The organism is Bradyrhizobium sp. IC3123, assembly GCF_020193625.1.
Classification (GTDB): domain Bacteria; phylum Pseudomonadota; class Alphaproteobacteria; order Rhizobiales; family Xanthobacteraceae; genus Bradyrhizobium; species Bradyrhizobium yuanmingense.
Genome location: NZ_JADYVF010000011.1, coordinates 1 through 24,047, shown reverse-complemented (window position 1 = coordinate 24,047; position 24,047 = coordinate 1). Strand labels below are relative to the sequence as shown.

Annotated in this window: 21 protein-coding genes; 17 read left to right on the top strand and 4 right to left on the bottom strand. The window is 63.6% G+C overall.

The window, feature by feature from the left end; all coding sequences use genetic code 11:
- Window positions 1-53 precede the first annotated feature (53 nt).
- A complete protein-coding gene (locus I6F20_RS28375; protein ID WP_225128824.1) occupies window positions 54-3,356 on the bottom strand; it encodes an outer membrane protein in 3,303 nt (1,100 codons plus the stop codon).
- Window positions 3,357-3,736: 380 nt separating this feature from the next.
- Between I6F20_RS28375 and I6F20_RS28370 the strand changes: the two genes are divergently transcribed.
- Window positions 3,737-4,714 (top strand): AraC family transcriptional regulator, encoded by a 978-nt coding sequence (locus tag I6F20_RS28370; RefSeq protein WP_225128822.1) that lies wholly within the window; start codon window positions 3,737-3,739, stop codon window positions 4,712-4,714.
- 282 nt (window positions 4,715-4,996) lie between these two features.
- Entirely contained in the window at window positions 4,997-5,683 is a 687-nt protein-coding gene (locus tag I6F20_RS28365) for a hypothetical protein (protein WP_225128820.1), read from the top strand.
- A gap of 109 nt (window positions 5,684-5,792) precedes the next feature.
- Here the strand turns inward: I6F20_RS28365 and I6F20_RS28360 are convergent, their stop codons facing one another.
- Window positions 5,793-6,038, bottom strand: a complete 246-nt coding sequence (locus tag I6F20_RS28360; RefSeq protein ID WP_036005707.1) for a hypothetical protein — start codon at window positions 6,036-6,038, stop codon at window positions 5,793-5,795.
- A gap of 259 nt (window positions 6,039-6,297) precedes the next feature.
- On the opposite strand from I6F20_RS28360, the gene I6F20_RS28355 reads away from it, so the two are divergent.
- Window positions 6,298-6,741, top strand: a complete 444-nt coding sequence (locus tag I6F20_RS28355) for an SRPBCC family protein (protein WP_036023321.1) — start codon at window positions 6,298-6,300, stop codon at window positions 6,739-6,741.
- Between the two features lie 156 nt (window positions 6,742-6,897).
- Window positions 6,898-7,476, top strand: coding sequence for a c-type cytochrome (locus I6F20_RS28350; RefSeq protein WP_225128818.1), 579 nt, complete (start codon window positions 6,898-6,900; stop codon window positions 7,474-7,476).
- Window positions 7,477-7,517: 41 nt separating this feature from the next.
- Here I6F20_RS28350 and I6F20_RS28345 read toward each other — a convergent pair whose 3' ends face one another.
- Complete coding sequence (locus I6F20_RS28345; protein WP_225111765.1) at window positions 7,518-8,843, bottom strand: Hsp70 family protein; 1,326 nt, start codon at window positions 8,841-8,843, stop codon at window positions 7,518-7,520.
- Between the two features lie 123 nt (window positions 8,844-8,966).
- A complete protein-coding gene (gene zigA / locus I6F20_RS28340; RefSeq protein ID WP_225128816.1) occupies window positions 8,967-10,169 on the bottom strand; it encodes a zinc metallochaperone GTPase ZigA in 1,203 nt (400 codons plus the stop codon).
- 262 nt (window positions 10,170-10,431) lie between these two features.
- Between zigA and I6F20_RS28335 the strand changes: the two genes are divergently transcribed.
- The 13 genes from I6F20_RS28335 (at window position 10,432) to I6F20_RS28275 (ending at window position 23,822) form a co-directional block, all read left to right on the top strand.
- A complete protein-coding gene (locus tag I6F20_RS28335; protein WP_167361641.1) occupies window positions 10,432-10,569 on the top strand; it encodes a hypothetical protein in 138 nt (45 codons plus the stop codon).
- Window positions 10,570-11,038: 469 nt separating this feature from the next.
- Complete coding sequence (locus I6F20_RS28330; protein ID WP_036023325.1) at window positions 11,039-12,043, top strand: Bug family tripartite tricarboxylate transporter substrate binding protein; 1,005 nt, start codon at window positions 11,039-11,041, stop codon at window positions 12,041-12,043.
- A gap of 85 nt (window positions 12,044-12,128) precedes the next feature.
- Complete coding sequence (locus tag I6F20_RS28325; protein ID WP_036005718.1) at window positions 12,129-12,626, top strand: tripartite tricarboxylate transporter TctB family protein; 498 nt, start codon at window positions 12,129-12,131, stop codon at window positions 12,624-12,626.
- Between the two features lie 42 nt (window positions 12,627-12,668).
- Window positions 12,669-14,168 (top strand): tripartite tricarboxylate transporter permease, encoded by a 1,500-nt coding sequence (locus tag I6F20_RS28320; RefSeq protein ID WP_225128815.1) that lies wholly within the window; start codon window positions 12,669-12,671, stop codon window positions 14,166-14,168.
- Window positions 14,169-14,577: 409 nt separating this feature from the next.
- Window positions 14,578-15,870 carry an oxalate/formate MFS antiporter gene (oxlT, locus tag I6F20_RS28315; protein ID WP_057030074.1) on the top strand — a complete coding sequence of 431 codons (1,293 nt, stop codon included), beginning with the start codon at window positions 14,578-14,580 and terminating at the stop codon, window positions 15,868-15,870.
- 244 nt (window positions 15,871-16,114) lie between these two features.
- Window positions 16,115-17,437: an oxalate/formate MFS antiporter gene (gene oxlT / locus I6F20_RS28310; RefSeq protein ID WP_036005726.1), complete on the top strand. Its 1,323-nt coding sequence runs from the start codon at window positions 16,115-16,117 to the stop codon at window positions 17,435-17,437.
- 174 nt (window positions 17,438-17,611) lie between these two features.
- Entirely contained in the window at window positions 17,612-18,040 is a 429-nt protein-coding gene (locus I6F20_RS28305; RefSeq protein WP_225128813.1) for a CBS domain-containing protein, read from the top strand.
- 180 nt (window positions 18,041-18,220) lie between these two features.
- Window positions 18,221-19,240 carry a 2-dehydropantoate 2-reductase gene (locus tag I6F20_RS28300; RefSeq protein WP_225128812.1) on the top strand — a complete coding sequence of 340 codons (1,020 nt, stop codon included), beginning with the start codon at window positions 18,221-18,223 and terminating at the stop codon, window positions 19,238-19,240.
- Complete coding sequence (locus I6F20_RS28295) at window positions 19,240-20,022, top strand: fumarylacetoacetate hydrolase family protein (RefSeq protein WP_225128810.1); 783 nt, start codon at window positions 19,240-19,242, stop codon at window positions 20,020-20,022. Before I6F20_RS28300 ends, I6F20_RS28295 begins: the two co-directional genes overlap by 1 nt.
- Before the next feature lie 568 nt (window positions 20,023-20,590).
- Window positions 20,591-20,788, top strand: coding sequence for a hypothetical protein (locus tag I6F20_RS28290; RefSeq protein WP_198399686.1), 198 nt, complete (start codon window positions 20,591-20,593; stop codon window positions 20,786-20,788).
- Between the two features lie 54 nt (window positions 20,789-20,842).
- Window positions 20,843-21,517, top strand: a complete 675-nt coding sequence (locus I6F20_RS28285; RefSeq protein ID WP_036005736.1) for a hypothetical protein — start codon at window positions 20,843-20,845, stop codon at window positions 21,515-21,517.
- A 312-nt stretch (window positions 21,518-21,829) separates the two neighbouring features.
- On the top strand, window positions 21,830-22,825 hold the full coding sequence (locus I6F20_RS28280; protein WP_036005739.1) for an NAD(P)H-dependent flavin oxidoreductase: 996 nt from the start codon (window positions 21,830-21,832) through the stop codon (window positions 22,823-22,825).
- A 25-nt stretch (window positions 22,826-22,850) separates the two neighbouring features.
- The gene (locus tag I6F20_RS28275) at window positions 22,851-23,822 is read left to right on the top strand and encodes a zinc-binding dehydrogenase (protein ID WP_225128808.1); all 972 of its coding nucleotides are present in this window, start codon (window positions 22,851-22,853) and stop codon (window positions 23,820-23,822) included.
- Window positions 23,823-24,047: the final 225 nt, after the last annotated feature.

Below are 24,047 nucleotides of genomic sequence, written 5' to 3'. Positions count from 1 at the left end.
TTTCACAGAGGTGATCGCAACCACCATCTGCATGCGCGTTTGCCACCGTGCACCTAGTCGCAATAGCAGAAGCCATAGACGGCACCGATCTTCGCAATGTGAATATCCGCACTGGTCTTTCGCGACGTGGTGTCTGCGTTCGACCTGAAAATGGTCGTGATGCCCAGGGTCTGCGTGCTCGAGCTGGTCCGTGTCTCGTTGCGGTCGATGTCGAAGTGCATGTAGCGATATTCGCCGCGCAATGACCATCGCTGCGTCAGCTTGAACTCGCCGCCCGCGCCGGCCGTATAACCCGCCACCCACTTGCCGTTGGGCCCTTCGAAATTGCCGGGATCGGGAAAAGTGAAATGGCCCAGCGCCAGGCCGCCGAGACCGTAAAGCATCAAGTTCGGGGTCACGAGATAGCCGGCCCGGCCGATCACGCCGACGTTCGAGCGCAATTGCTCGCTGGCCTGCATCGCCACCTGATTGACACCTGTCGTCACGACACCGTTGGAAACTTGCCGGGTATTCCTCGTTTGCTCGCCGACCGTCTTGAACGCGACATCGGAGAACAGCGTGCCTTCGATCTGACCGCCGGCCACGACATTGCCGGCTCGCCAATTGTAGCCTGCGAACAGGTCGACCATCGAGCCCATCGTGTCGCCGACGGCATTGCCGCGGGTCGTCGTGCTGACGACGCCATTCGTCGTTAGCACGGCGCCATTGAAATTCTGCTGCGCGGAGTCGGCCGTCGAGGCGAGGTTCTGTCGGGCGCGGCCTGCGCCGGCAGCGAAATAGGCGCCGAGATAGGGGCCCGCCCAGTGGTCGCTGGGCGCGCCAGGCATCGCGGCCATGGCCGAACGCGGTCCGCCTTCACCGAACCGGTAGACCATGCCGATCTTCCCGGTGTGGAAATCGGCATTGATCTGACGATGGGTGCTGTCGGTGGACACAGAGGTCCTGGAGGATCCGGTCGATTGCGAGTTCGATGCGAATTTGCTGGATTCGTCGCGGTCGAAGCCGTAATGCGCATAGCGATACTCGCCACGCAGCGACCAATTGCCTGTCAGCTTCACTTCGCCGCCGGCGCCCAATGTGTAGCCGGCCACCCACTTGCCGCTGGAATCGCCGCGGCTGAAGTCCCCGTCTGCGTTAGTGAAATGCCCCAGCGCCAGACCCCCGAGGCCGTAGAGCAGCACGTTCGGTGTCAACAGATAACCGGCCCGGCCGATCACGCCGACATTCGAACGCAGCTGCTGCTGAGCCTGGCTCGCAGCGGTTTGCGAGCCCGAGAACCGCGAGGTGACAGCTCCGTTCGAGGTGTCGACTGAGGTGAATGTCTGAGGACCGATGGTGTTGAACGTAACGTCGGAGAACACCGAGCCTTCGATCTGCCCGCCGGCCACGACATTGCCGGCGCGCCAATTGTAGCCCGCGAAAAGATCGACCATCGAGCCCGTCACGTCCCCGACGGGACGGCCGCGCGCCGATTCAGTGCTGGTGGAGGTCGTGGTCCCGACGCTGGTGGTCGTGCTGGTCCTGCTGTTGTTCGTTGCGATGGTTTCCGCCGCACGTCCGGCACCGGCACCAAAATAGGCACCGATATAGGGTCCCGCCCAGCCGTCGCTCCAGGCCGGGCCCGGCGGTGCCGCCATCGCCGACCGCGCGCCTGACGCGCCGAATTGGTAAACCAGTCCAACCTTGCCGACGTGGAAATCGGCATCGATATGCCGCCGGTGGACGGTGCTGTTGGTGGACGTGTTGGTGCCGCCGCCCGATACGGACGTCGACGAGTTGCCTGACGGCTCGTTACGGTCATATCCGAAATGCATGTAGCGGTATTCGCCGCGCAGCGACCAGCTGTCCGTCAGCTTGACCTCGCCGCCCGCGCCCGCGACATAACCGGCCACCCATTTGCCGTTCTTGTCGCTGACCTGCGCTTCCGGGTCGGGATAATTGTCGGGATAGGTCAGGTGCCCCAGCGCCAGGCCTCCGAGGCCGTACAGCAGCACATTCGGTGTCACCAGATAACCGGCCCGGCCGATCACGCCGACGTTCGAGCGCAATTGCTGCCGGTCCTCGATGCTGTTCGTCCCCGATTCTGTCGAGGTGACGACGCCGTTGTCGCTCGACACCGAGCTGTATGCCTCGTTGCCGACCATCCTTGTGGTGACGTCGCTGAACAGGGTGCCTTCGATCTGCCCGCCGACCACGACATTGCCGGTTCGCCAATTGTAGCCCGCGAACAGATCGACCATCGAACCGGTCATGTCGCCGGCGAGATTGCCGAATCCTGATCGCGTGAACGCCGACGACCCGCCGAGACTGCTGGCATTGCCTTCGTCGTCGATTCTCGTGGAGGTCTGCCTTGCCCGCCCGGCGCCGGCGCTGACGTAAGCACCGATATAGGGGCCGGCCCAGCTGTCACCCCAGGCGCCTGCGAATGAAGACCCGCGTGCTGCCGAAGGTATCGCCGCCATTGCGGACAGCGGCCCGGAATCACCGAATTGGTAGACCAGACCGATCTTGGCCAGGTGGAAATCAGCATTTATGCGTGACGAAAAGGATTGACTGCTAGTCGAGACGGACGTGGTTGCGCCCGTCGCCGAGCTGGCCGTTGAGCTGGCGGCTGCGCTCCGGTTGAAGCCAAAGTTCAGATACCGATACTCGCCGCGCAGCGACCAATTGCCGGTCAGCTTCAGCTCGCCGCCGGCGCCGACCGTGTAGCCGGCAACCCATTTGTTGTTGTCACCGCCGAAAGGATCGGCGCCGTCGGCAAAGGTAAAGTGACCGAGCTCGAGGCCGCCGAGGCCATACAGCAGCAGATCCGGACGCGCGAGAAAACCGACCCGGCCGATCAGCCCGACCCGCGAGCGCAGCTGCTGGTTGCTCTGCACGATCGCCGTGCGGGCACCCGTCGAGGTCACCGCCCCGAGCAGCACGTTGGTGCTGACGCTGTTGAGCGTCTCGTTGCCGAACGGCTTCAACGCGACATCGGAAAAGACCGTGCCTTCGACCTGCCCGCCCGCCACGATACTCCCGGCCTGCCAATTATACCCCGCGAACAGGTCGACCATCGAACCGGTCACATCGCCCGCAAGATTGCTCGCGGTCGTTCCGGCCAGGGTCGAGCTCGACGTCACAACACCGGCGTTTGTCGAGACAGAACTGTTACCGAAACGGCCCGTCGAGGATTCCGTCACACGTCCGGCACCCGCGCCGAAATAGGCGCCGATATAAGGCCCGGCCCAGCTATCGACCCAAGCCGGTCGGGGCGGCGCCTTCACAGTGGGGTCGGCGGCCAGAGCTCCTGCAGAAACCATGATCGAGGCGCCAGCCAATGAAGCGCCCGTCAGTGATGTCAGCTTTTTCACTCCACCCCCCAATTCCAATTCCAAAGCAGGCGCTCCAAAACTACCGGAACGCCCCCTCAACAGGCGTAGCGCACCACGCCTTTGCCGCCTTCGTTCGATGGCTAAGTTACTGACACGTCATGGCCATCGGCTTCTTGTCCTGGCCTGCACCCGAGTTGGACGATTCCGCATCGTCTGCCCTTTTCGGAATCCATGTTGCTCGGTGGATACATTCGCCCGTTCAAAGCATGACGAAGTTTGACAGCGGCGCGCTCGACTTAGACTGGCGCGCGCAGCCAATCAGTTCTCGCAGAGAATGCGGCGCTTTACCGCACGTAGCGCTTGCGCCGCGATAAACTCTGCGGCGGTATCAAGTTACACCTGAACTTTGCCGTGCAACGATGTCCAAGGTCGTATTCGCTTCGGATCAGCTTCCCGCGCATCTTGACGAAGGTGCGCGCCAGCGGCTGTGGCTCGACCTGTTCACCGACCATTTGTGCGCGGCGGACATTTCGTTCTTTCCCGATGCGCCGTTTTATTCGCGGTCCGAATTCCTGAAACTCGGCGATATCGCGGTCACCCAGCTTGAGGCTAATATTCAGACGGCAGTTCGTACCCAGCGTCACGTCGAAGCCGATACCCGCGGCGACTACATCATCGGCACCACGTTCAACGGTGTGAGTACGCTAATCAGGCAGGAAGGCCGCGAAGCCATTCGCGGCGCGGGGGAGGCGATGCTCTATACCAACGCCGCGCCGATCGCGTCGCAACTTGATGGGCCGATCGCCTTTCGCGGCATCACGGTGCCGCGCGCGCTGCTGGCCGAGCGGCTGCCGAATTTCGAGGACCTTGCCTTGACGCCGTTGGCTGCATCGCCGGCCTTGCGTCACCTGGAGCGCTATCTCGCCATCGTCATCGACTCCGACATCGATGCCGACCTCGTGCTGAAGGAGAACATCGGCACGCATCTCATCGATCTGGTCGCGCTGGCCCTCGGCGCCCGCGGCGATTCAGCCGAGCTTGCGACGCGGCGCGGGTTGCGTGCCGCGCGGCTGCAGGACGTGATCGCAGATATCAGGGGGCGTTTCGCTGATCCGTCGTTTTCGCCGAGCGAACTTGCACGCAAGTTAGGGCTTTCGCCGCGTTACGTCCAGGAACTGCTGCAGGAGACCGGATCGAGCTTTACCGAACGTGTCACCGAGCTGCGGTTGCAGAAGGCACGGAAGATGCTGCTCGATTCCCGCTACAACCGATCGAAGATCAGCGATATCGCCTATACCTGCGGATTCAACGAGGTGTCCTACTTCAACCGCTGTTTCCGCCGCCGCTTCGGAACTTCGCCGAGGCATTATCGCCGCGATGTCGGCGAGCCAGTGTGATCGGACGCGCAGTCCGGCGCTCGGCTGGCTCGCGTCCACCACGCACCATGATCGCCTCCGATCGTGTCGTGGCTGCGGCTTGCCAGGCGGAGACACCTTGCCGCCGCTGTTGGTGTTGAGGCAAAGTGTCCGCAAGAAAGTCAGGGCTATCGCATATGACTAGTGGCGGCCTGCGCGCACTCCGCCCTCATCCTGAGAGCCCGCCTAAGCGGGCGTCTCGAAGGATGGCCGCAAGGAGAAGCTTTCAAATGCGATAGCCCCGCGCAAGGCAGGGAGGTCAGCATGTCACTGCTCGGCAAGGCCGCCGTCGCGATGTGGTGGAGCGTCCGCCCGGAGCAGCGCAGCGAGTTCGGCGACTGGCATTCGCACGAGCACTTTCCCGAGCGGCTGAGCATTCCCGGCTTCCGGCGGGGTTCGCGCTGGACCAGCGCGACGGATGCCGAGGGCTTCTTCGTGCTCTACGAGCTCGAGCACTACGGCGTTCTCACGTCGAAGGGATATCTCGACCAGCTCAATGCGCCGACACCGTGGTCGACAAAGATGATGCCACATCATCTCGGCATGGTGCGCAGCCAGTGCCGGATCGCCGCGAGCTTTGGCGGCGGCATCGCAGGCGCGCTCGCCACCATCAGGCTGTCGCCGCTCTCTGGACGTTCCGCCGAGCTGCAGGCGCGCCTTCTCGATACGCTCGGTGCCCTTGCCTCGAAGCCGGGACTGACGGGCGCCCACCTCCTCCTGACCGATACGCCCAAGACGAGTTCGCCCACCACTGAACAGCAAATCCGCGGCAATGACGGTGCCGCCGACTGGATCATTCTGTTGTCAGGTTACGATATCGATGCGGTTGACGCTGTCATCGCCGGACAGCTCTCGCCGCCATCGCTTCAAAGAGCGGGCGCGCAGGATGGTCCGACGCCAGGTCATTACAGATTGGCGTTCACAATGACACCGAATGACGTTGGGGCCTAGGCCGAGCCGATCAAAGAGCGCGCCGCTGCTCCGCAAAGAACTTCCTTGCCGCGGCTTGAAGTTTGCGCCCATCGTTTGGTCGTAGACCGACAATGAGCGCCTCCTGAACTCATTTGGGCGTCGAGCTCTTCTTGGAGGATTGTCCGCCAGGGGTGCTGCTGCCCGAGCCGTCCGTGGTGCCGGTCGACGAGGTCCCGGTCGTCATGCCGCCTTTGGTTTTGTCATTGTTCTTCGTGGTGTCGCTTGTTCCGCCCACCCCGGATTGCGCGCCTCCCTGTTGCTGACTGGGTTGCGCCATTGCGGTGGATCCCATCATCGAGGCGATCACTGCGCCCAGCATGAGCTTCTTGATCATCTGACTGTCTCCTGTTCTGACTGCCAACAACAAGCCGATACGCTCCGTGTTCCTCACGTGCGCGGTTAAACCAGGAGAGAGCTTCTGCGCTCTGCGGTCCCTGCGCAGGCAGGGTTCTCGCATATGAGGGTTCGCGGTCCCGGCACCCGCGACAAAAAATCCGCAAAGTCCTGTCGGATCAGCGACGTCCCGGTCGTCCTCGTGACATGAATGGGCCATAGAGGCCAGCTCGGGCCCATCAACACTGAGGATAACAACCATGCCCAATACCGTCCGCCTGCACCGCGTTCTCGCCACCAGCCCGGAGAAAGTCTATCGCGCCTTCCTGGAAGCCGACGCGATGGCGAAATGGCTTCCGCCGAACGGCTTTACTTGCACCGTGCATCATTTCGAGCCCAAGGTCGGCGGCACGTTCAAGATGTCGTTCCGGAACTTCACGACGGGCAACAGCCATTCGTTCGGCGGCGAATATCTCGAGCTCGTGCCGGGCGAACGTCTCCGCTACACCGACAGATTCGACGACCCCAACCTGCCCGGCGAAATCCAGGTGACCGTGATCCTGAAGAAAGTCTCGGTCGGCACCGAGATCGACATCACGCAGGCCGGTATCCCCGACGTCATTCCACCGGAGGCGTGCTATCTCGGCTGGCAGGAATCGCTGCGTAATCTGGCCAGGCTCGTCGAGCCGGAGATCAATGAATAGCGGTCAGTATGGTAGGGTGGGCCAAGCGACTTGTCCGCCGTAGCTCGACGAGCGAAGGCGGAAGCGTGCCCACCACCAACGGTCTCTCAACCTCGCAAAGATGGTGGGCACGGCGCGCGAAGAGCGCGCCTTTGCCCACCCAACGGCACTTGCCAGATGGCGCGCACGGCGGAGCGCGCCTTTGCCCACGCGGCGGCACTGGTGTGCAGTCTTGATATGCATCAAGCCGTCAAGACGGCGAAGCGGCTAGGAGCAGACGTCTTCCCTGCGCGCGTCGGAGGCGAAATGATGCGATCTGCTGTCGAATGGTTGATCATTGCCGGTGTTGCCGCCGGTTTCGCCACCGCCGCCAAGGGCGAAGACGTCGATATCGGCAAGGCGGAATTTCAGTCTTCGTGCGCGAGCTGTCATGGCACTGACGCGAGGGGCAACGGACCCGTCGGCAGCCAGCTCAAGACCCGGCCTTCCGACTTGACCGTGCTGACCAAGAACAACAACGGGGTGTTTCCCACCAACGCCGTCTACGAAACCCTGTATGGGTCGAAATCGGTCCCGGCGCACGGCACCCGTGAAATGCCGATCTGGGGCGAGCGGTTCAACCCCATCGTCAACCTGCCTCACGCCGTGGATTCCTATTACTGGCAAAAGGCAGGGCCGCAGCAGAACCCGGAGGTCGTCGTGCGGACTCGGATTCTCGCCGTGATCGACTACCTGAACCGAATTCAGCAGAAATAGCGATCGAACAGCGTCGTCGCACAGACGCCGAACGCCGCCTGCTATGCCTTCGCGGCAGGTGCACCGCCTGCCGTCCAGCGCTCGGGATCCGGACTGTGCCCGATCAGCGCCAGGCCATAGGCGATCGACTCGAACTGGTCGCCGGACATCAGGCGCTCGTTGCCGAAGCGGTCGGCGAACAATTTTCGGACCGCAGGCACAAACGAGGTGCCGCCGGTCAGAAACACCTTCTCCACCTCGCGCGAGGCGATGCGGGCCTCGGCCAGCACCTTGTCGACGGTGGCACCTAACCGGGCGATGTCGTCGGCAATCCAGGCTTCGAATTTCTTCCGCGTGATGGCCGCGCCGATGTCGACGCCGCCGCCCCTAAAGCGGAAGTCCACCTCGTCCTGCGCCGAGAGCGCCACCTTGGCGTCGGACACCGCGCGGTAAAGCGCAAAGCCGAGGTCGAGATCGACGATAGTGATGAAGTCCTCGAGCAGCTCGGGCTTCAGCGCGGTGCGCGCGAGCTCGCGGAGCTCGCGCAGATCGCCGTTGCTCTTCATCATCGCGAGCTGATGCCAGCGCGCCAGGTTCGTGTAGTGCCCGGTCGGGACCGGCAGCACCTTGTCGAACGAGCGGAAGCTGGAGCCCTTGCCGAGCCGCGGCGACACGATGTGGTCGACGATGCGATAGTCGAAGGTGTCGCCGGCAACGCCGATGCCGGCATGGCCGAGCGGCTCGGCGCGAAGAACGCCGCCCGTACGCGAGAAACGCATCACGGAGAAATCGCTGGTGCCGCCGCCGAAATCGGCCACCAGCACGGTGGCATCGCGCTCCAGCCTGCGGGCAAACGAGAATGCCGCGCCCACGGGCTCGTAGACATAGCGCGCGTGGCCGGCGCCCAAGCGCTCGAACGCGGCGCGGTAGCGCTGCATCGCCAGCGCCTCGTCGGGATTGCCGCCGGCAAAGCGCACAGGGCGGCCGACCGTGATGTTCGCCGCCTCGAAGCCGAACTTGTCCCCGCCATGGCGCGCCAGCGTGCGCAGGAACGCCGCCAGGATGTCCTCGAATTTGTAGCGCTGCCGGAAGACTTGCGTGGTGTTGAAGCTCGAGCTCGCTGCGAAGGTCTTGAACGATTGCAGGAAGCGGTAGACGTGGCGTCCTTCGAGAAACTGCTCGATCGCCCATGGCCCGCCCTCGGCCTGGGCACCGGCGCCCGGCCGGTCCTCCCAGAAGCACAGGGCCGACACGTAGACGCTGTGGCGCTGCCCGCCATGGTCGAAGCGAATGGCTTCGACCCGGCGGTCGTCCGCCGCCAGCGCAACAACCGTGTTGCTCGTGCCAAAATCGATGCCGATCGAGACGGCGGGCGAGGCGCTCGACATGAACCACTCTGAATGATGCTTGGAAAGGGGGCAGAGCACTAACGGCTTTGCCGTCCCCTTGCAAGACCTGGTCCGAGATGGTCGAGCCCGGACCTCACGTCGCGTGGCTGGCAGGCACGTCGATCAGTTGGACTGATCGCCTCGACGCCAGGCCGGAAACGGATCGGCGAGAGCGGACCATGCGGCGATGTCCATGGTGGACGTATCAGGGACAAGGCATGCGTCCAGCCTGCCACGGATCTCGGCCTCGTCCATGCCGGTGCCGATGAACACGATCTCCTGGCGACGATCGCCGTACAGCTTGTCCCAATACTGGTCGAGCCGCTTGCGCCAGGCCTCATCGTTCGGCCACCGCTCCTTTGGAACGCTCGCCCACCAGAACCCCAGCGCTTCGGTCCTCACGATCGCTCCCGCCTGGCTGATCTCGCCGAGCCATTGCGGCCTCGTCGCCAGCCAGAAATGACCCTTCGCCCGGATCACGCCTGGCCAGGATGCCTTGACGAACTTGTCGAACTTCGCCGGATCGAACGGCCGGCGGGCGCGGTAGACGAAGTTCTTCACGCCATATTCCTGCGTTTCAGGCACGTGGTGGGCGAAACCATAGAGCTCCTTGTACCAGAGCGGATGCTGCTGGGCCTTCTCGAAGTCGAACCGGCCGGTGTTGAGCACGCGGTCGAACGGCACGCGGCTGTGATTGGCTTCGATGATGTCGGCTTCGGGATTCAACGAGCGGATGATCTGCCGTGCCGCCTCGCGCTGTTGCGGCGAGGCATCGTCCACCTTGTTGAGGACGATCACGTCGGCGAACTCGATCTGCTCCACGAGGAGATCGACCAGCGTCCGCTTGTCGCCGTCCAGCGCCTCGCCGCGCTCGCCGAGGAATTCGGTCGAATAGTCCTTCAGCAGGTTGGCGGCGTCGACCACCGTCACCATCGTGTCCAGGTGGGCGATGTCGGAGAGGCTTTCGCCCTCTTCCGAGCGGAAATCGAACGTCGCTGCGACCGGGAGCGGCTCCGAAATGCCCGTCGATTCGATCAGCAGATAATCGAAGCGCCCGCTTTCGGCGAGCGCACGTACTTCCCTCAGGAGATCGTCGCGCAGGGTGCAGCAGATGCAACCGTTGGTCATCTCCACCAGTTTCTCATCAGTCCGCGAGAGGTTGGCACCACCATCGCGGACCAGGTCCGCATCGATGTTCACCTCGCTCATGTCGTTCACGATTACCGCCACTTTCAAGCCGTGCCGATTGTTCAGGACGTGATTCAGCAAAGTGGTCTTTCCAGCCCCGAGGAAGCCGGACAAGACGGTGACGGGGAGTTTGGGCATGGAGATCGAACAGCCTCTTGAGGGGGATGGGCCGAGGACAACGAGACACGGCATCTCACTATGTAATGTTATAACATTACATTCTCTATTCGACCTGACCCTGTCAAGGCGCTCGGCCCGCCCAGGGTTCACCGCCTATGCCGCAATGCGGAAGAAAGAATGCTGCTATGCAAACAAGAGCATGGACGCTGGCATCTGGCATACATAGATTGTTCCAGAAATGAGACAGCAAGACTGACTGTTCTCAAGAAAGGGATTTCCGATGTCCAAGACCGCTTCCGTCGCTCTTGCGCCCTCCTCCTCGCTGTTCGCCCGCCTGATGGCCGCGATCGACGGCTTGCTGCTGGCGAGCGCCGAAATCTCCAATCGCAACGGGGACTTGCCGCGTTTCGGCCTGTAAGAAGGCCTTCGCTGCCTCACCGAACGGGCGACGGCACAGAAGCCAAAAACACGGTGTTTGACCAAATGGCCCCGCCTGTCGGGGCCATTTCTGTTTGGCAGCGCCCTCCCTCGCAGGCGAGCGCAACTGCGACGATTAGTCCGCCGATCCCAACCGACGATTCCGGTTGTTTGTCTACTGGCATTTCGCATACCATCCATTCAAACAAGAATGGTTGCACGATTCAAAAGTGTAAGGACGGGGAAGCGTAACGCAGGACGGAAGGCCGAGTGGCAAGTTTTGCCGCGCCCTTGGCGAAGCCTTAGCCGAAAGATGCGGATGCCGCGCGTTATCCCTGCTCATACAGTTTCTATCGGGACTGCCATGGGTGCTAGACCGCAAGGGTAATCCCGGGGCATGTGACTCGGGATGGGCTAACGCAAGCCGACAAAGAGCGGCTGCGTTGAGGGTTCGACAGGGAGTGAACAAGATGAAGCCATTCGTTCTGAATGTCGCGTTGGCGGCAATGGTGATGTCGTGCGCGAGCAGCACCGCTAGCCGTGCCGCCTGGGAGCCGGTCCGTCCGGTCGAGTTCATCGTGCCCGCGGGCACAGGCGGCGGCGCCGACCAGATGGCGCGCACCATCCAGGGCATCGTCACCAAGCACAATCTGATGAAGCAGCCGCTGGTCGTCATCAACAAGGCCGGTGGCGCAGGCGGTGAAGGCTTCCTCGATGTGAAGACGTCGGCGAACAATCCGCACAAGATCATCATCACGCTGTCGAACCTGTTCACGACGCCGCTGGCGACGGGCATCCCCTTCAACTGGAAGGATTTGACTCCGGTTGCGATGCTCGCGCTCGACGAGTTCGTGCTTTGGGTGAATGCCGAGAAGCCGTACAGCTCCGTGAAAGACTATGTCGAGGCCGCGAAGAAGGCACCGAGCGGCACGTTCAAGATGGGCGGCACTGGATCCAAGCAGGAAGACCAGATCATCACGGTCGGGATCGAGAAGGCCATCGACGCCAAGTTCACCTACATTCCCTACAAGGGCGGCGGCGAAGTCGCGGTGCAGCTGGTCGGCAACCACGTCGATTCGACCGTCAACAACCCGATCGAGGCGGTCGCGCAATGGCGCGGCGGCAAGCTCCGTCCGCTCTGCGTGTTCGACGCCCAGCCGATGGCCTATGACGAGCCGATCGCCGACGGCAAGGCCTGGAAGGACATTCCGACCTGCAAGTCGCAGGGCCTTGCGATGGAATATCTCATGCTGCGCGGTATCTTCATGTCGCCCAAGGCCACGAAGGACCAGGTCGAATATTACGTCGAGCTGTTCAAGAAGGTGCGCGCCACGCCGGAATGGCAGGAGTTCATGAAGAGCGGCGCCTTCAACACGACCTTCCTGACCGGCGCCGATTACGCCAAGTGGATCGAGGCGGAGGAGAAGCGGCACGAAAGCCTGATGAAGGAAGCCGGCTTCCTCGCATCGAATTGAGCCTGGCATCGATGACGGCCGAGGATGCTGCGCGTCCTCGCGCCGGCAGCGACTGCGAAAGACTGCATTTCCGCCTGGAGGCCTCATGACTGAACGATCCCGAGCCGAATCCGGCCCCGCCCACAAGACGCTGGAAATCGGCATGGGGCTGCTGATCGGCGTGTTCGGCCTCATCGTGATCTTCGGCAGCCTCAAGGCCGGCATCAATTGGGGCCCGGAGGGGCCGCGCGCCGGATTTTTCCCGTTCTATATCGGCGCGGCCATCGTCGCGGCGAGTGCGATCAACGTCTGGAACGCGCAGCGCGACGACGACGGACGGTTGTTCGCCGAATGGGGGCAGCTGCGCCAGGTCATGAGCGTCGTGGTGCCGACCGCCATCTACGTCGGCACAATGCCGTTCATCGGCCTTTACGTCGGCTCGATGCTCTTCATCGCCTGGTTCATGCGCTGGCTCGGCGGCTATCGCTGGCTGACCGTCGCAGCGGTGGCGGTCGGCATGCCGGTCGTGACTTACCTCGTTTTCGAGCGCTGGTTCCTCGTCCCTCTGCCCAAGGGGCCGCTCGAGGAATGGCTCGGCCTGTGAGACCCATCCACCCATTCAATTGCTGCTGCAGGACGTTTTGACATGGAAGAGTTGGCCAATCTGTTTCACGGCTTCGCGGTCGCCCTGCAGCCCTACAACATCATACTGATGGTGATCGGCATCACGCTCGGCGTCCTCATCGGCGTGCTGCCGGGGCTCGGGGGCGCCAACGGCGTCGCGATCCTGCTTCCGCTGACCTTCAGCATGCCGCCGACATCGGCCATCATCATGCTGTCCTGCATCTATTGGGGCGCATTGTTCGGGGGAGCCATCACCTCGATCCTGTTCAACATCCCTGGCGAGCCATGGTCGGTGGCGACCACCTTCGACGGCTATCCGATGGCCCAGCAGGGCAAGCCCGGCGAGGCCCTGACGGCGGCCTTTACCTCCTCCTTCGTCGGCGCGCTGTTTGCCGTCGTCATGATCACGCTGGTTGCGCCGCTCGTCGCGGGCTTTGCGCTTCGATTTGGGCCGGCGGAGAAGTTCGCGGTGTATTTCCTCGCCTTCTGCTCCTTCGTCGGCCTCAGCAAGGAGCCGCCGTTCAAGACCATCGCCGCAATGATGATCGGCTTTGCGCTCGCGGCGGTCGGACTGGACTCGATCACCGGACAATTGCGGCTGACCTTCGGCATCACCGAACTGCTCAACGGCTTCGACTTCCTGATCGCCGTGATCGGCCTGTTCGGCATCGGCGAGATCCTGCTGACCATGGAGGAAGGGCTCGCCTTCCGCGGCGGCAAAGCCAGCATCAACCTTCGTGTCGTGCTCCAGACCTGGCGCGAGTTGCCCGCCTATTGGATGACATCGCTGCGGTCCTGCCTGATCGGCTGCTGGATGGGCGTCACCCCGGCCGGCGCGACGCCTGCTTCCTTCATGAGCTACGGCATCGCCAAGCGGCTGGCGCGACGCGGCAACAATTTCGGCAAGGGCGAGATCGAGGGCGTGATCGCGCCGGAGACGGCCGCACATGCCGCCGGCACCGCGGCGCTGCTGCCGATGCTGTCGCTCGGCGTGCCGGGCTCGCCGACCGCCGCCGTGCTGCTCGGCGGCCTCTTGATCTGGGGCCTGCAGCCTGGCCCGATGCTGTTCGTCGAGCAGAAGGAATTCGTCTGGGGCCTGATCGCCTCGATGTATCTCGGCAATCTCGTCGGGCTCATCGTCGTACTCACCTGCGTGCCGATCTTCGCCGCGATCCTGCGCGTACCCTTCGGCATCATCGCGCCGTTGATCCTGGTGCTCTGCGCGATCGGCGCCTATTCGGTGCACAACAGCACCTTCGACGTGATGCTGATGTTGGTGTTCGGCGTGATCGGCTATCTCCTGAAGAAGTGCAATTACCCGCTCGCGCCGCTGGTGCTCGCCATCGTGCTCGGCGACAAGGCCGAGGAAGCCTTCCGACAATCGCTGCTGGGCTCGCAAGGATCGCTCGGGGTGTTCTTCTCCAACGGCCTCGTCAGCACCATCATGGCGCTCGGCTTGGTCGCCCTGTTCTGGTCCGCGATCCAGGAAGGCTACAGCCGGCTGCGCACGTCGATGGCGTGAGGCGGGATCTGCGCAATCCGCATCGGTACCGACGCCAAATTGCCGCACTCCAGACTTCTGGAATATAGAATTCCAGAGATTGCGCCGTCCCCCGCCGACGGCGCCTCGGCGCACGCGACCAATGCAGGCCTGCAAGAACGCCAAGTGCATAGGCTTTCAACAACGCCCCGCGACGTCGCCGATCCGAGATAAAGCGCTGTAAAAACAGCCTCTTAGCTTTAATCAACTGCAATCGCCGCCATCACGCCGACGCGATCGGGCTTTACATTTCCGCGCTCATAGCGCATGTGAACAAGCCCGCGCTATTTCGCCGCACCCTCCCGTCCTCGCTTGAATCTTGGCATATTGCATACCAGAGTGCGCGCCAGCGCATGCATAAAAATGATGGGCGCGTTTGGGAGGGTTTTTGATGACGGACATGGTGCAGTCGGCAGCAGCGGCCCCGAGTGCCGCGCGCGTAAGCGATGCCTATCGCTGGGCGCAATTGGCGATCGGTGTGGCGGCGATGGTGATGATCGCCAACTACCAATATGGCTGGACGTTCTTCGTCCCCGACATCCAGAAGACGTTCGGCTGGGATCGTGCCTCGATCCAATGGGCCTTCACGCTCTTCGTGTTGTTCGAGACCTGGCTGGTGCCGGTTGAAGGATGGTTCGTCGACAAATACGGCCCGCGCATCGTGGTGCTGGTCGGCGGCGTGCTCTGCGCTATCGGCTGGGCGATCAACGCGCAGGCGACCTCGCTGAACGGCTACTATCTCGGCATGATCATCGCAGGCATCGGCGCCGGCGGCGTCTACGGCACCTGCGTCGGCAACGCGCTGAAATGGTTTCCGGACAAGCGCGGTCTTGCGGCCGGCATCACGGCGGCCGGCTTCGGGGCAGGCTCCGCGCTGACCGTGGCGCCGATCCAGGCCATGATCAAGGACAGCGGATTCCAGACCACCTTCCTCTATTTCGGCCTCGGGCAAGGCATCATCATCTGCCTCCTCGCCTTCTTCCTGCTCGCGCCGAAAGCGGGCCAGGTGCCGCACGTGGTGGCGAATGCCAATATCATCCAGACCCGGCGCAACTATCAGCCGACCGAAGTGCTGCGCCAGCCGATCTTCTGGCTGATGTACTTCATGTTCGTGATCGTCGGCGCGGGTGGACTGATGGTCACCGCGAACCTGAAGCCGATCGCGGTTGACTGGAAGGTCGACAGCGTCCCTGTGACGCTGATGGCGGTGACGATGACGGCGGTGACCTTCGCGGCCACGATCGACCGCGTGCTCAACGGCCTGACGCGTCCGTTCTTCGGCTGGATCTCCGACATGATCGGCCGCGAGAACACGATGTTCATCGCCTTCGGCATGGAAGGGTTCGGCATCTGGATGCTCTACCTCTGGGGTCACGATCCGGTCTGGTTCGTGCTGCTCTCGGGCTTCGTGTTCTTCGCCTGGGGTGAGATCTACTCGCTATTCCCCTCGACCTGCACCGACACGTTCGGCACCAAGTTCGCGACCACCAATGCCGGCCTGCTCTACACCGCGAAGGGCACCGCCGCGCTGCTGGTGCCGATCGCCAACTACATGCAGCAGACATCGGGGACCTGGGACAGCGTGTTCATCATCGCGGCCGGCGCCAACATCCTGGCTTCGGTGCTGGCGATCGCGGTGCTCAAGCCCTGGCGCAAGATCGTGGTCGCGAAATCGACGATCTGACCGGCGATACAATTCAGCAAGCACGACGCCCGGCCTCACGGCCGGGCGTTTTTCTTTGGCGATCGTCGCATCGCCTCGCCGGGGCGCGGGCGGAGCCACCAAGAAGTGACAAGTTAGGGCTTGCAATCTGGAATATCGTATACCAATCTCCGCGTCGCGCCTGCGACGATAAGCCACAATACTCGCGACACCAGGTCGTCTTGCGATCCTGTGTCACGGACAATCAGGCGCTGGGAGGTTCTCGATGATTTCCAGCCCGGACGGCGCCGTCACCGCCGCGCCGCTTCGCACCGGTTTCCGCTGGCTCCAGCTCGGCATGGGCATCGTCTGCATGGCGATGATCGCCAATCTGCAATATGGCTGGACGCTGTTCGTCGATCCAATCGATGCCGCCCACCACTGGGGCCGCACCGCGATCCAGCTCGCCTTCACCATCTTCGTCGTCACCGAGACCTGGCTGGTGCCGGTCGAGGCCTGGTTCGTCGACAAATACGGCCCGCGCATCGTCATCATGTTCGGCGGCGTGATGATCGCACTGTCCTGGATCCTCAACGCCTCCGCTGACAGCCTCACCCTGCTCTATGCGGCGGCGATCGTCGGCGGCATGGGCGCGGGTGCCGTGTACGGCACCTGCGTCGGCAACGCGCTGAAATGGTTTCCCGACCGCCGCGGCCTCGCGGCGGGCGCGACCGCCGCCGGCTTCGGCGCAGGGGCCGCGATCACCATCGTGCCGATCGCGAGCATGATCGCCTCGAGCGGCTATCAGCACGCCTTCCTCACCTTCGGCATCGCCCAGGGCCTCGTCGTGTTCGTGCTCGCCTTCTTCATCCAGCCGCCGCGCCTCTCCATTCCGCCGAAGAAGAAGCAGATCAACCTGCCGCAGACCAGGATCGATTTCACCCCGCCGCAAGTGCTGCGCAGCCCTGTTTTCTGGGCGATGTATCTCGTCTTCGTCATGGTCGCTTCCGGCGGACTGATGACTGCGGCGCAGATCGCCCCGATCGCACACGACTTCAAGATCGCCGACAAGCCGGTGACGCTCGCCGGCTTCCAGATGGCGGCGCTGACCTTCGCGATCTCGCTCGACCGCATCTTCGACGGATTCGGGCGACCCTTCTTCGGCTGGGTCTCCGACACGATCGGCCGCGAGCCCACCATGTTCATCGCCTTCGGCACCGCGGCCTTGATGCTGCTGACGCTCTCGGCCTATGGCCAGGTGCCTGTCGTCTTCGTGCTGGCCACCGCGGTTTATTTCGGCGTGTTCGGCGAGATCTATTCGCTGTTCCCCGCGACCTGCGGCGACACCTTCGGTGCGAAGTTCGCAACCACCAACAACGGCATGCTCTACACCGCGAAGGGCACGGCCTCCCTGCTCGTCCCGCTCGCGAGCGTGATCTCGACCGCCTATGGCTGGAAGGCCGTATTCGTGGTGGCGGTGGCGCTGAATGCCACGGCGGCGCTGATGGCGCTGCTCGTGATCAAGCCGCTGCGCCGCGCCTTCATCCTCGGCCAGGAAGCCGAGCGCACGGAGACCGCAAGCGGAACCGCCAAGACCGAGACGGCGTAAGGCGCCGCACCTTGCCGGCTTGCAGAGGGGCGCAGCGATGCGCCCCTTTCTTTTTGGGCACGGCGATAATGTCAGTACGCCTGTCGCAAGATTTTTCGGATGCGCCAAATCCAGCGCTTGACGATTGGCATTATGTATACCACACTTCCTCACCACTCACCCAGGGAGGTTGCAATGCTGGTCGGAGACATTCTGCGCAAGAAGACGCCGCGCGTTGTCACGGTACGTATGAACGAAACGGTGGGGATCGCGGCCAAGCTGATGCGCGCCAACAATATCAGCGCGCTGGTGGTCAAGGATGTGGTCCGCTCCGAGGGCAACACCGCGGTCGGCATGTTCACCGAGCGCGACGTGGTGCGCGCCCTCGCGGAGCACGGCGCGGGCGCCGTCAACGTCAAGGTCTCCCAGCTGGTCTCGGTGCAGCAGCTGGTGTCCTGCACCTCCACCGACACGATCGAGCACGTCCGGCATCTGATGAACCGTCATCATATCCGCCATCTGCCCGTGATCGACGATTACAGCCTCGTCTCCGTCATCAGCATGCGCGACATCGCCGCGGCGATGGATGAGGCGCTCAACGGCACGCCGCAAGCGGCGGCTTAAAGCATGATCCGGAAAAGTGCGCAGCGGTTTTCCGACAAGATCATGCTCAAACAATAGACTAAAGCGCATCGCGCTTTAGAGCGGCAAAACTTCCCCCTGCGACTGCCGGCCCCGGCTCGGATCCTTCCGAGCCGGACCGGATCTTTCGTCCCAAAATCCGTCTCTGCTCGCGAGGATTTCATGAAGATCTGCATCTACGGCGCCGGCGCGATCGGCGGATATCTCGGGGTTCAGCTCGGGCGCGCGGGCGCCGACGTCAGCCTGATCGCACGCGGCGCGCACCTTGCCGCCATGCGCGAGCGCGGCCTGACGCTGCTCGCGGGCGAGGAAAAGCACACCGTTCATCCGCGCTGCACCGATGATCCCACCGAACTCGGCGTGCAGGACTTCATCATCATCACGCTGAAGGCCCATTCGATCACCGGCGTGATCGAAAAGATGCAGCCGCTGCTCGGGCCTCACACCCGCATCGTCACCGCCGTCAACGGCGTTCCCTACTGGTACTTCTACAAGCACGGCGGTCAATATGAGAACTCGACGCTGGAGAGCATCGATCCCGGCGGCCGGCAGTGGCGTGAGCTGGGGGCCGAGCGCGCCATCGGCTGCATCGTCTATCCCGCCACCGAGATCGAGGCGCCCGGCGTGATCCGCCACGTCTACGGCAACAACTTTCCGCTCGGCGAGCCCTCGGGCGAGATCACCTCCGACGTGCAGCACCTCGCCGATCTCTTCGTCGCCGCCGGCCTGAAGGCTCCCGTGCTCGACCGCATCCGCGACGAGATCTGGCTGAAGCTCTGGGGCAATGTCTGCTTCAACCCGATCAGTGCGCTGACCCACGCCACGCTCGACGTGATCTGCACCGATCCCGCCACGCGCGCGCTGTCGCGCGCGATCATGGTGGAGACGCAAGCCATCGCCGAGACCTTCGGCGTCAAGTTCCGCGTCGACGTCGAGCGCCGCATCGAGGGGGCGCGCAAGGTTGGCGCGCACAAGACCTCGATGCTGCAGGATCTCGAGCGCGGCCGCCCGATGGAGATCGATCCGCTCGTCACCGTGGTGCAGGAGATGGGCCGGCTCACCGGCATCGCCACGCCCGCGCTCGATTCGGTGCTGGCCATGGTGACGCAGCGCGCCCGCATCGCCGGCCTCTATGACGGCGTCTCGACACCGGCTGATTCGCGCGCACTGGCGGTGGCGTGATGACGAGCGTGACCAAATGGCTGCGCTTCCGCCATGCCGGGACGACGGGCTTCGGCACGCTGACGTCCTCCGGCATCACCGTGCACGAGGGCGACATGTTCGGTCGCAACGCCGCAACGGGCAAGATTTTGGCGCTCTCGGAGGTCGAGCTGCTTGCGCCCTGCGTGCCCAGCAAGATCGTCGCGCTCTGGAATAATTTCCACGCGCTCGCGGCCAAGCTGAACCAGCCTGAACCGCCGGAGCCGCTGTACCTGCTCAAGGCCACCACCAGCATCGCCGCACCCGGCGCCGTCATCCGCCGCCCGTCTCATTACGACGGCAAGACCACCTATGAGGGCGAGCTCGGCATTGTCATCGGCAGGACCTGCGCCCGTGTCTCGCCAGATGAGGCCGACAGCTTCATCTTCGGCTACACCTGCGTCAACGACATTACCGCCAACGACATCCTGACGCGCGACCCCACCTTCGCCCAATGGGCCCGCGCCAAGGGCATCGACGATTACGGTCCGTTCGGCCCTGTGATCGCGACCGGTCTCGATCCGGCAAAACTCACGGTTCGCACCATCCTCAACGGCGCGGAGCGGCAGAACTACCCGATCTCGGACATGATCTTCAGCGCGCAGGAGCTGGTGAGCAGGATCTCCCACGACATGACCCTCTCGCCCGGCGACCTCATCGCGGTCGGCACCTCGATCGGCGTCGGCGTGATGAAGGAGCCCGTGAACACGGTGACCGTCGCGATCGACGGCATCGGCGAGCTCACCAACGAATTTCGGCTGTAGACTTTTTCGCCGCCGCAGAGCAGCAAAATTGATCTGGCGCAAACCCGCCGTCGCGGCCAAGGCTACCCTGCCCGGCAAAAGATTGATTTCTGATGCAAGGGAGGACGCACATGTCGAATGCCGGCAACGCACTGCTGTGGACCGTGCTGTACGTCGCTCTCTCGTTCGCCGCGATCTTCGTGGTCTGGTTCGCCGATAGGATTCGGTCGAACTTGCTCGGGAAGCGATAGCCCCAGGGCACGTTGCTTCGTCCTAGCGCTGGCGGCTGGCCTGGGTGCAAGCGGGCCGGCACAGGGACGTGGGCGCCACCTCGCATCTTCCCGCAGCGCCTGGCGTTGACGGAATCCCGGTGCTGCGCGCTCCCGGCAAGCCCAGCGGGCCCCTGTCGGCACCAAGGGTCGGTCGCGCTCCGAAACATCCAGACACATCACATCTTCGCGCGCCCGAGCAATGCCGCCAACATGTCCCGTGCGCGCCGCAACTTGGACGCATTCGGCCGCCCTTTTGGGAGGCGTGTCTGGGGGCACGGCATGACCGTGTTTGGACCAAACCTTCTAGGGGTATCACTGTGAAGAAGATTGTATTTGCTCTGGGTGCCACGCTTGCTTTTGCGACGGCTGCAAACGCTGCGGATCTGCCGCGCCGGCAGCCGGTGCCAGCCTATCCGGGCGAGCAGGCGCCAATCGGCAAGATGCCGATCGGCAAGAGCCCGATTGGAAAGGCCCCGATCGGCAAGGCGCCGGGCCCGGTCGCCGCGCGCTACTGACGCGCAGCGAAATACGCGTCAGACATTTGCGCTCGATGGTCGAGGGGGAATAGCGTGACGAACAAAGCTGGTCGATCGGGATCCTGCATCCTCGCGGGCTTCGCTCTTGCAGCTATGCTCTCATGCACGACGCCCTCGGCCTCGGCCCATGAGACCGACAAGCAGACCGACAAGCAGACCGACAGGCGCGTTGCCGATGCGAACGCGCTTGCTACGACCGACACTGCCTCGCGGCCACAGCCGCAATCGACGCGGCGCTCGGTCGCGCGGGCGGAGAAAGGCCCCTATTACGTCGACTTCCGCGCCCGCACGGCTGCGAGCTGGGGCCATGCCTTCGTCTGGTACGGCAAGACCAGCGAGAAGGCCGTCGAGGTTGCGGGCCTGACGCCGGCGGGCGATACGCTCGCTTACGTGCTCGGTCACATTACCTTTGTGCCATCCGAGACCGGCGCCAGCTACGGCGATCTCGATCCGGAATATCTGACCGCGAGCTATCGGGTCTATCTCAACGAAGCCGACGCCAAGCGCGTGTTCGCCTACATCAAGGAGTTGCAGGCCAGCTCGCCGGTCTGGAATGCCGAGACCATAAACTGTACCGGCTTCATCGGCGACATCGCGGAGTTCATGGGATTGAAGGTCCCCCATCGCTGGCAGCGCCCGGAAAACTTCGTCAACAGCCTCAAGGAAATCAACGGCGGGCGGCAGATGGTGCGGTTGTCGGCGAAGTAGCTCTTCGCCCCATACTCGGTGTCATTGCCCGCGGAGGCGGGCAATCCAGTATTCCAGAGACTGCGAGGGTAGAGCCGAGAGGTCGCGGCGTACTGGATACCCCGCCTTCGCGGGGTATGACGGCGGAGTTTGAGGAAAGAGCTTGCCCTCATCAGGCAGCAGCGCACCCCAATTATCCGCCCCGCGGAATCTCCTCGCCTTCCGCATGGTCGCCCCGCCGGGCGGCGCAATAGACTTTTCCCACCCCCAGCGGCATCCTGCCGCCATCAACCGAGAACAAAGCGCCACGCGGGGCGCGGGGGGAAACAGATCATGTTGCAGACACGGTTCACCAAGCTCGTCGGCGTCCAGCACCCGATCGTTCAGGGCGGCATGCAATGGGTCGGACGCGCCGAGCTGGTCGCAGCCGTCGCCAATGCCGGCGCGCTCGGCTTCATCACCGCGCTGACCCAGCCGACGCCGGAGGACCTGACCAAGGAGATCGCGCGCTGCCGCGACCTCACGGACAAGCCGTTCGGCGTCAACCTCACCATCCTGCCGGCGATCAAGCCGCCGCCCTATGCCGAATACCGCGCCGCGATCATCGAGAGCGGCATCAAGGTGGTCGAGACCGCCGGCAACAAGCCGCAGGAGCATGTCGACGAGTTCAGGAAGCACGGCGTCAAGGTCGTGCACAAATGCACCAGCGTCCGCCACGCGCTCTCGGCCGAGCGGATGGGCGTCGACGCCATCTCGATCGACGGCTTCGAATGCGCCGGCCATCCCGGCGAGGACGACACGCCCGGCCTGATCCTGATCCCGGCCGCCGCCGACAAGATCAAGATCCCGATGATCGCCTCGGGCGGCTTTGCCGATGGCCGCGGCCTCGTCGCGGCGCTGGCGCTGGGAGCCGAGGGCATCAACATGGGCACCCGTTTCATGGCCACCAAGGAGAGCCCGATCCATCAGCTCATCAAGGAGAAGATCGTCGCCAATGACGAGCGCGAGACCGAGCTGATCTTCCGCACCATGCGCAACACCTCGCGCGTGGCCAAGAACGCGGTCTCGACCAAGGTCGTCGCGATGGAGAAGGAAGGCGCCAAGTTCGAGGACATCCGCGAGCTCGTCGCCGGTGCCCGCGGCAAGATGGTCTATGCCACCGGCAATTCCGACGAAGGCATCTGGTCGGCCGGCCAGGTGCAGGGCCTGATCCAGGACATCCCGAGCTGTGCCGAGCTCGTCTCCCGCATCGTGCGCGAGGCGGAGGCGATCATTCGCAGCCGGCTCGAGGGGATGATCGTTCAGTCACAACGCGAAGCGGCGGAATAATCACTGCAAGACGTGAGAGTATTGCATGAAAGCCTACGTCTACGGCCCTGAAGGCGCGAGGATTTCCGACGTCGCTCAACCAAAGCCCAAAGGCACGCAGGTGCTCGTCCGCGTTCGCGCCTGCGGCCTCAACCGCGCCGACACCGGCATGCGCAAGGGCCACGCCCATGGCGCGGCCGGCGGCGTCGGCACCGTGCTGGGCATGGAATGGGCCGGCGAGGTCGCCGAGCTCGGGCCCGATGCGAAGGGCGTGAAGATCGGCGACCGCATCATGGGATCGGGCGGCGCGGCGTTCGCCGAGTATACGCTGGCCGATCACGGCCGGCTGCTCCATACGCCCTCGAACATGAATTTCGAGGAGGCCGCCACCCTCCCCGTCGCGCTCGCGACCATGCACAACGCCGTCGTCACGATCGGCGGGGTGCAGGCTGGCCAGAGCGTGCTGGTGCAGGGCGCGAGCTCTGGCGTCGGGCTGATGGCGATGCAGATCGCCCGGCTCAAGGGCGCGAAGCTGGTGATCGGCTCGTCCACCGACGCGTATCGCCGCGGCCGGCTGAAGGAGTATGGCGCCGACCTCGCCGTCGACAGCTCCGATCCGAAATGGGTCGACGAGGCGCTGAAGGCGACGAACGGCGAAGGCGTCGACCTCGTCGTCGACCAGGTCTCGGGCAAGGTCGCCAACCAGAACCTCGCCGCGACGAAGATCAAGGGCCGCATCGTCAATGTCGGTCGCCTCGGCGGCACCCATGCCGACTTCAATTTCGACCTGCACGCGGCCCGCCGCATCGACTATGTCGGCGTCACCTTCCGTACCCGTACCATCGAGGAGGTCCGCGAGATCTTTGCCGAGGTCCGCAGGGACATCTGGTGCGCGGTGGAATCGCGCAAGCTGCAACTGCCGATCGACAAGGTGTTCGCGTTCGACGACATCGACCAGGCGTTCGCGCACATGGAAGCGAACAAGCATCTCGGGAAGATCGTGGTGACGGTGCCGTAGGGCGCCGGCAGCGGCCCGGTAGGGTGGGCAAAGCGAAGCGTGCCCACGATCTGCATCCATCGCGGACGAATGGTGGGCACGGCGCTAACGCGCCTTTGCCCACCCTTGTAATAGCGCAATCGGATATTGATTGGGGTGTTCCGAGAGGAATGGCCTGCCGGGGCTGCAACCCCGGCAGGCCGCTGGCGATCGGATCGAGCCCACCCAGAGCAGTTTGTGGCTGCC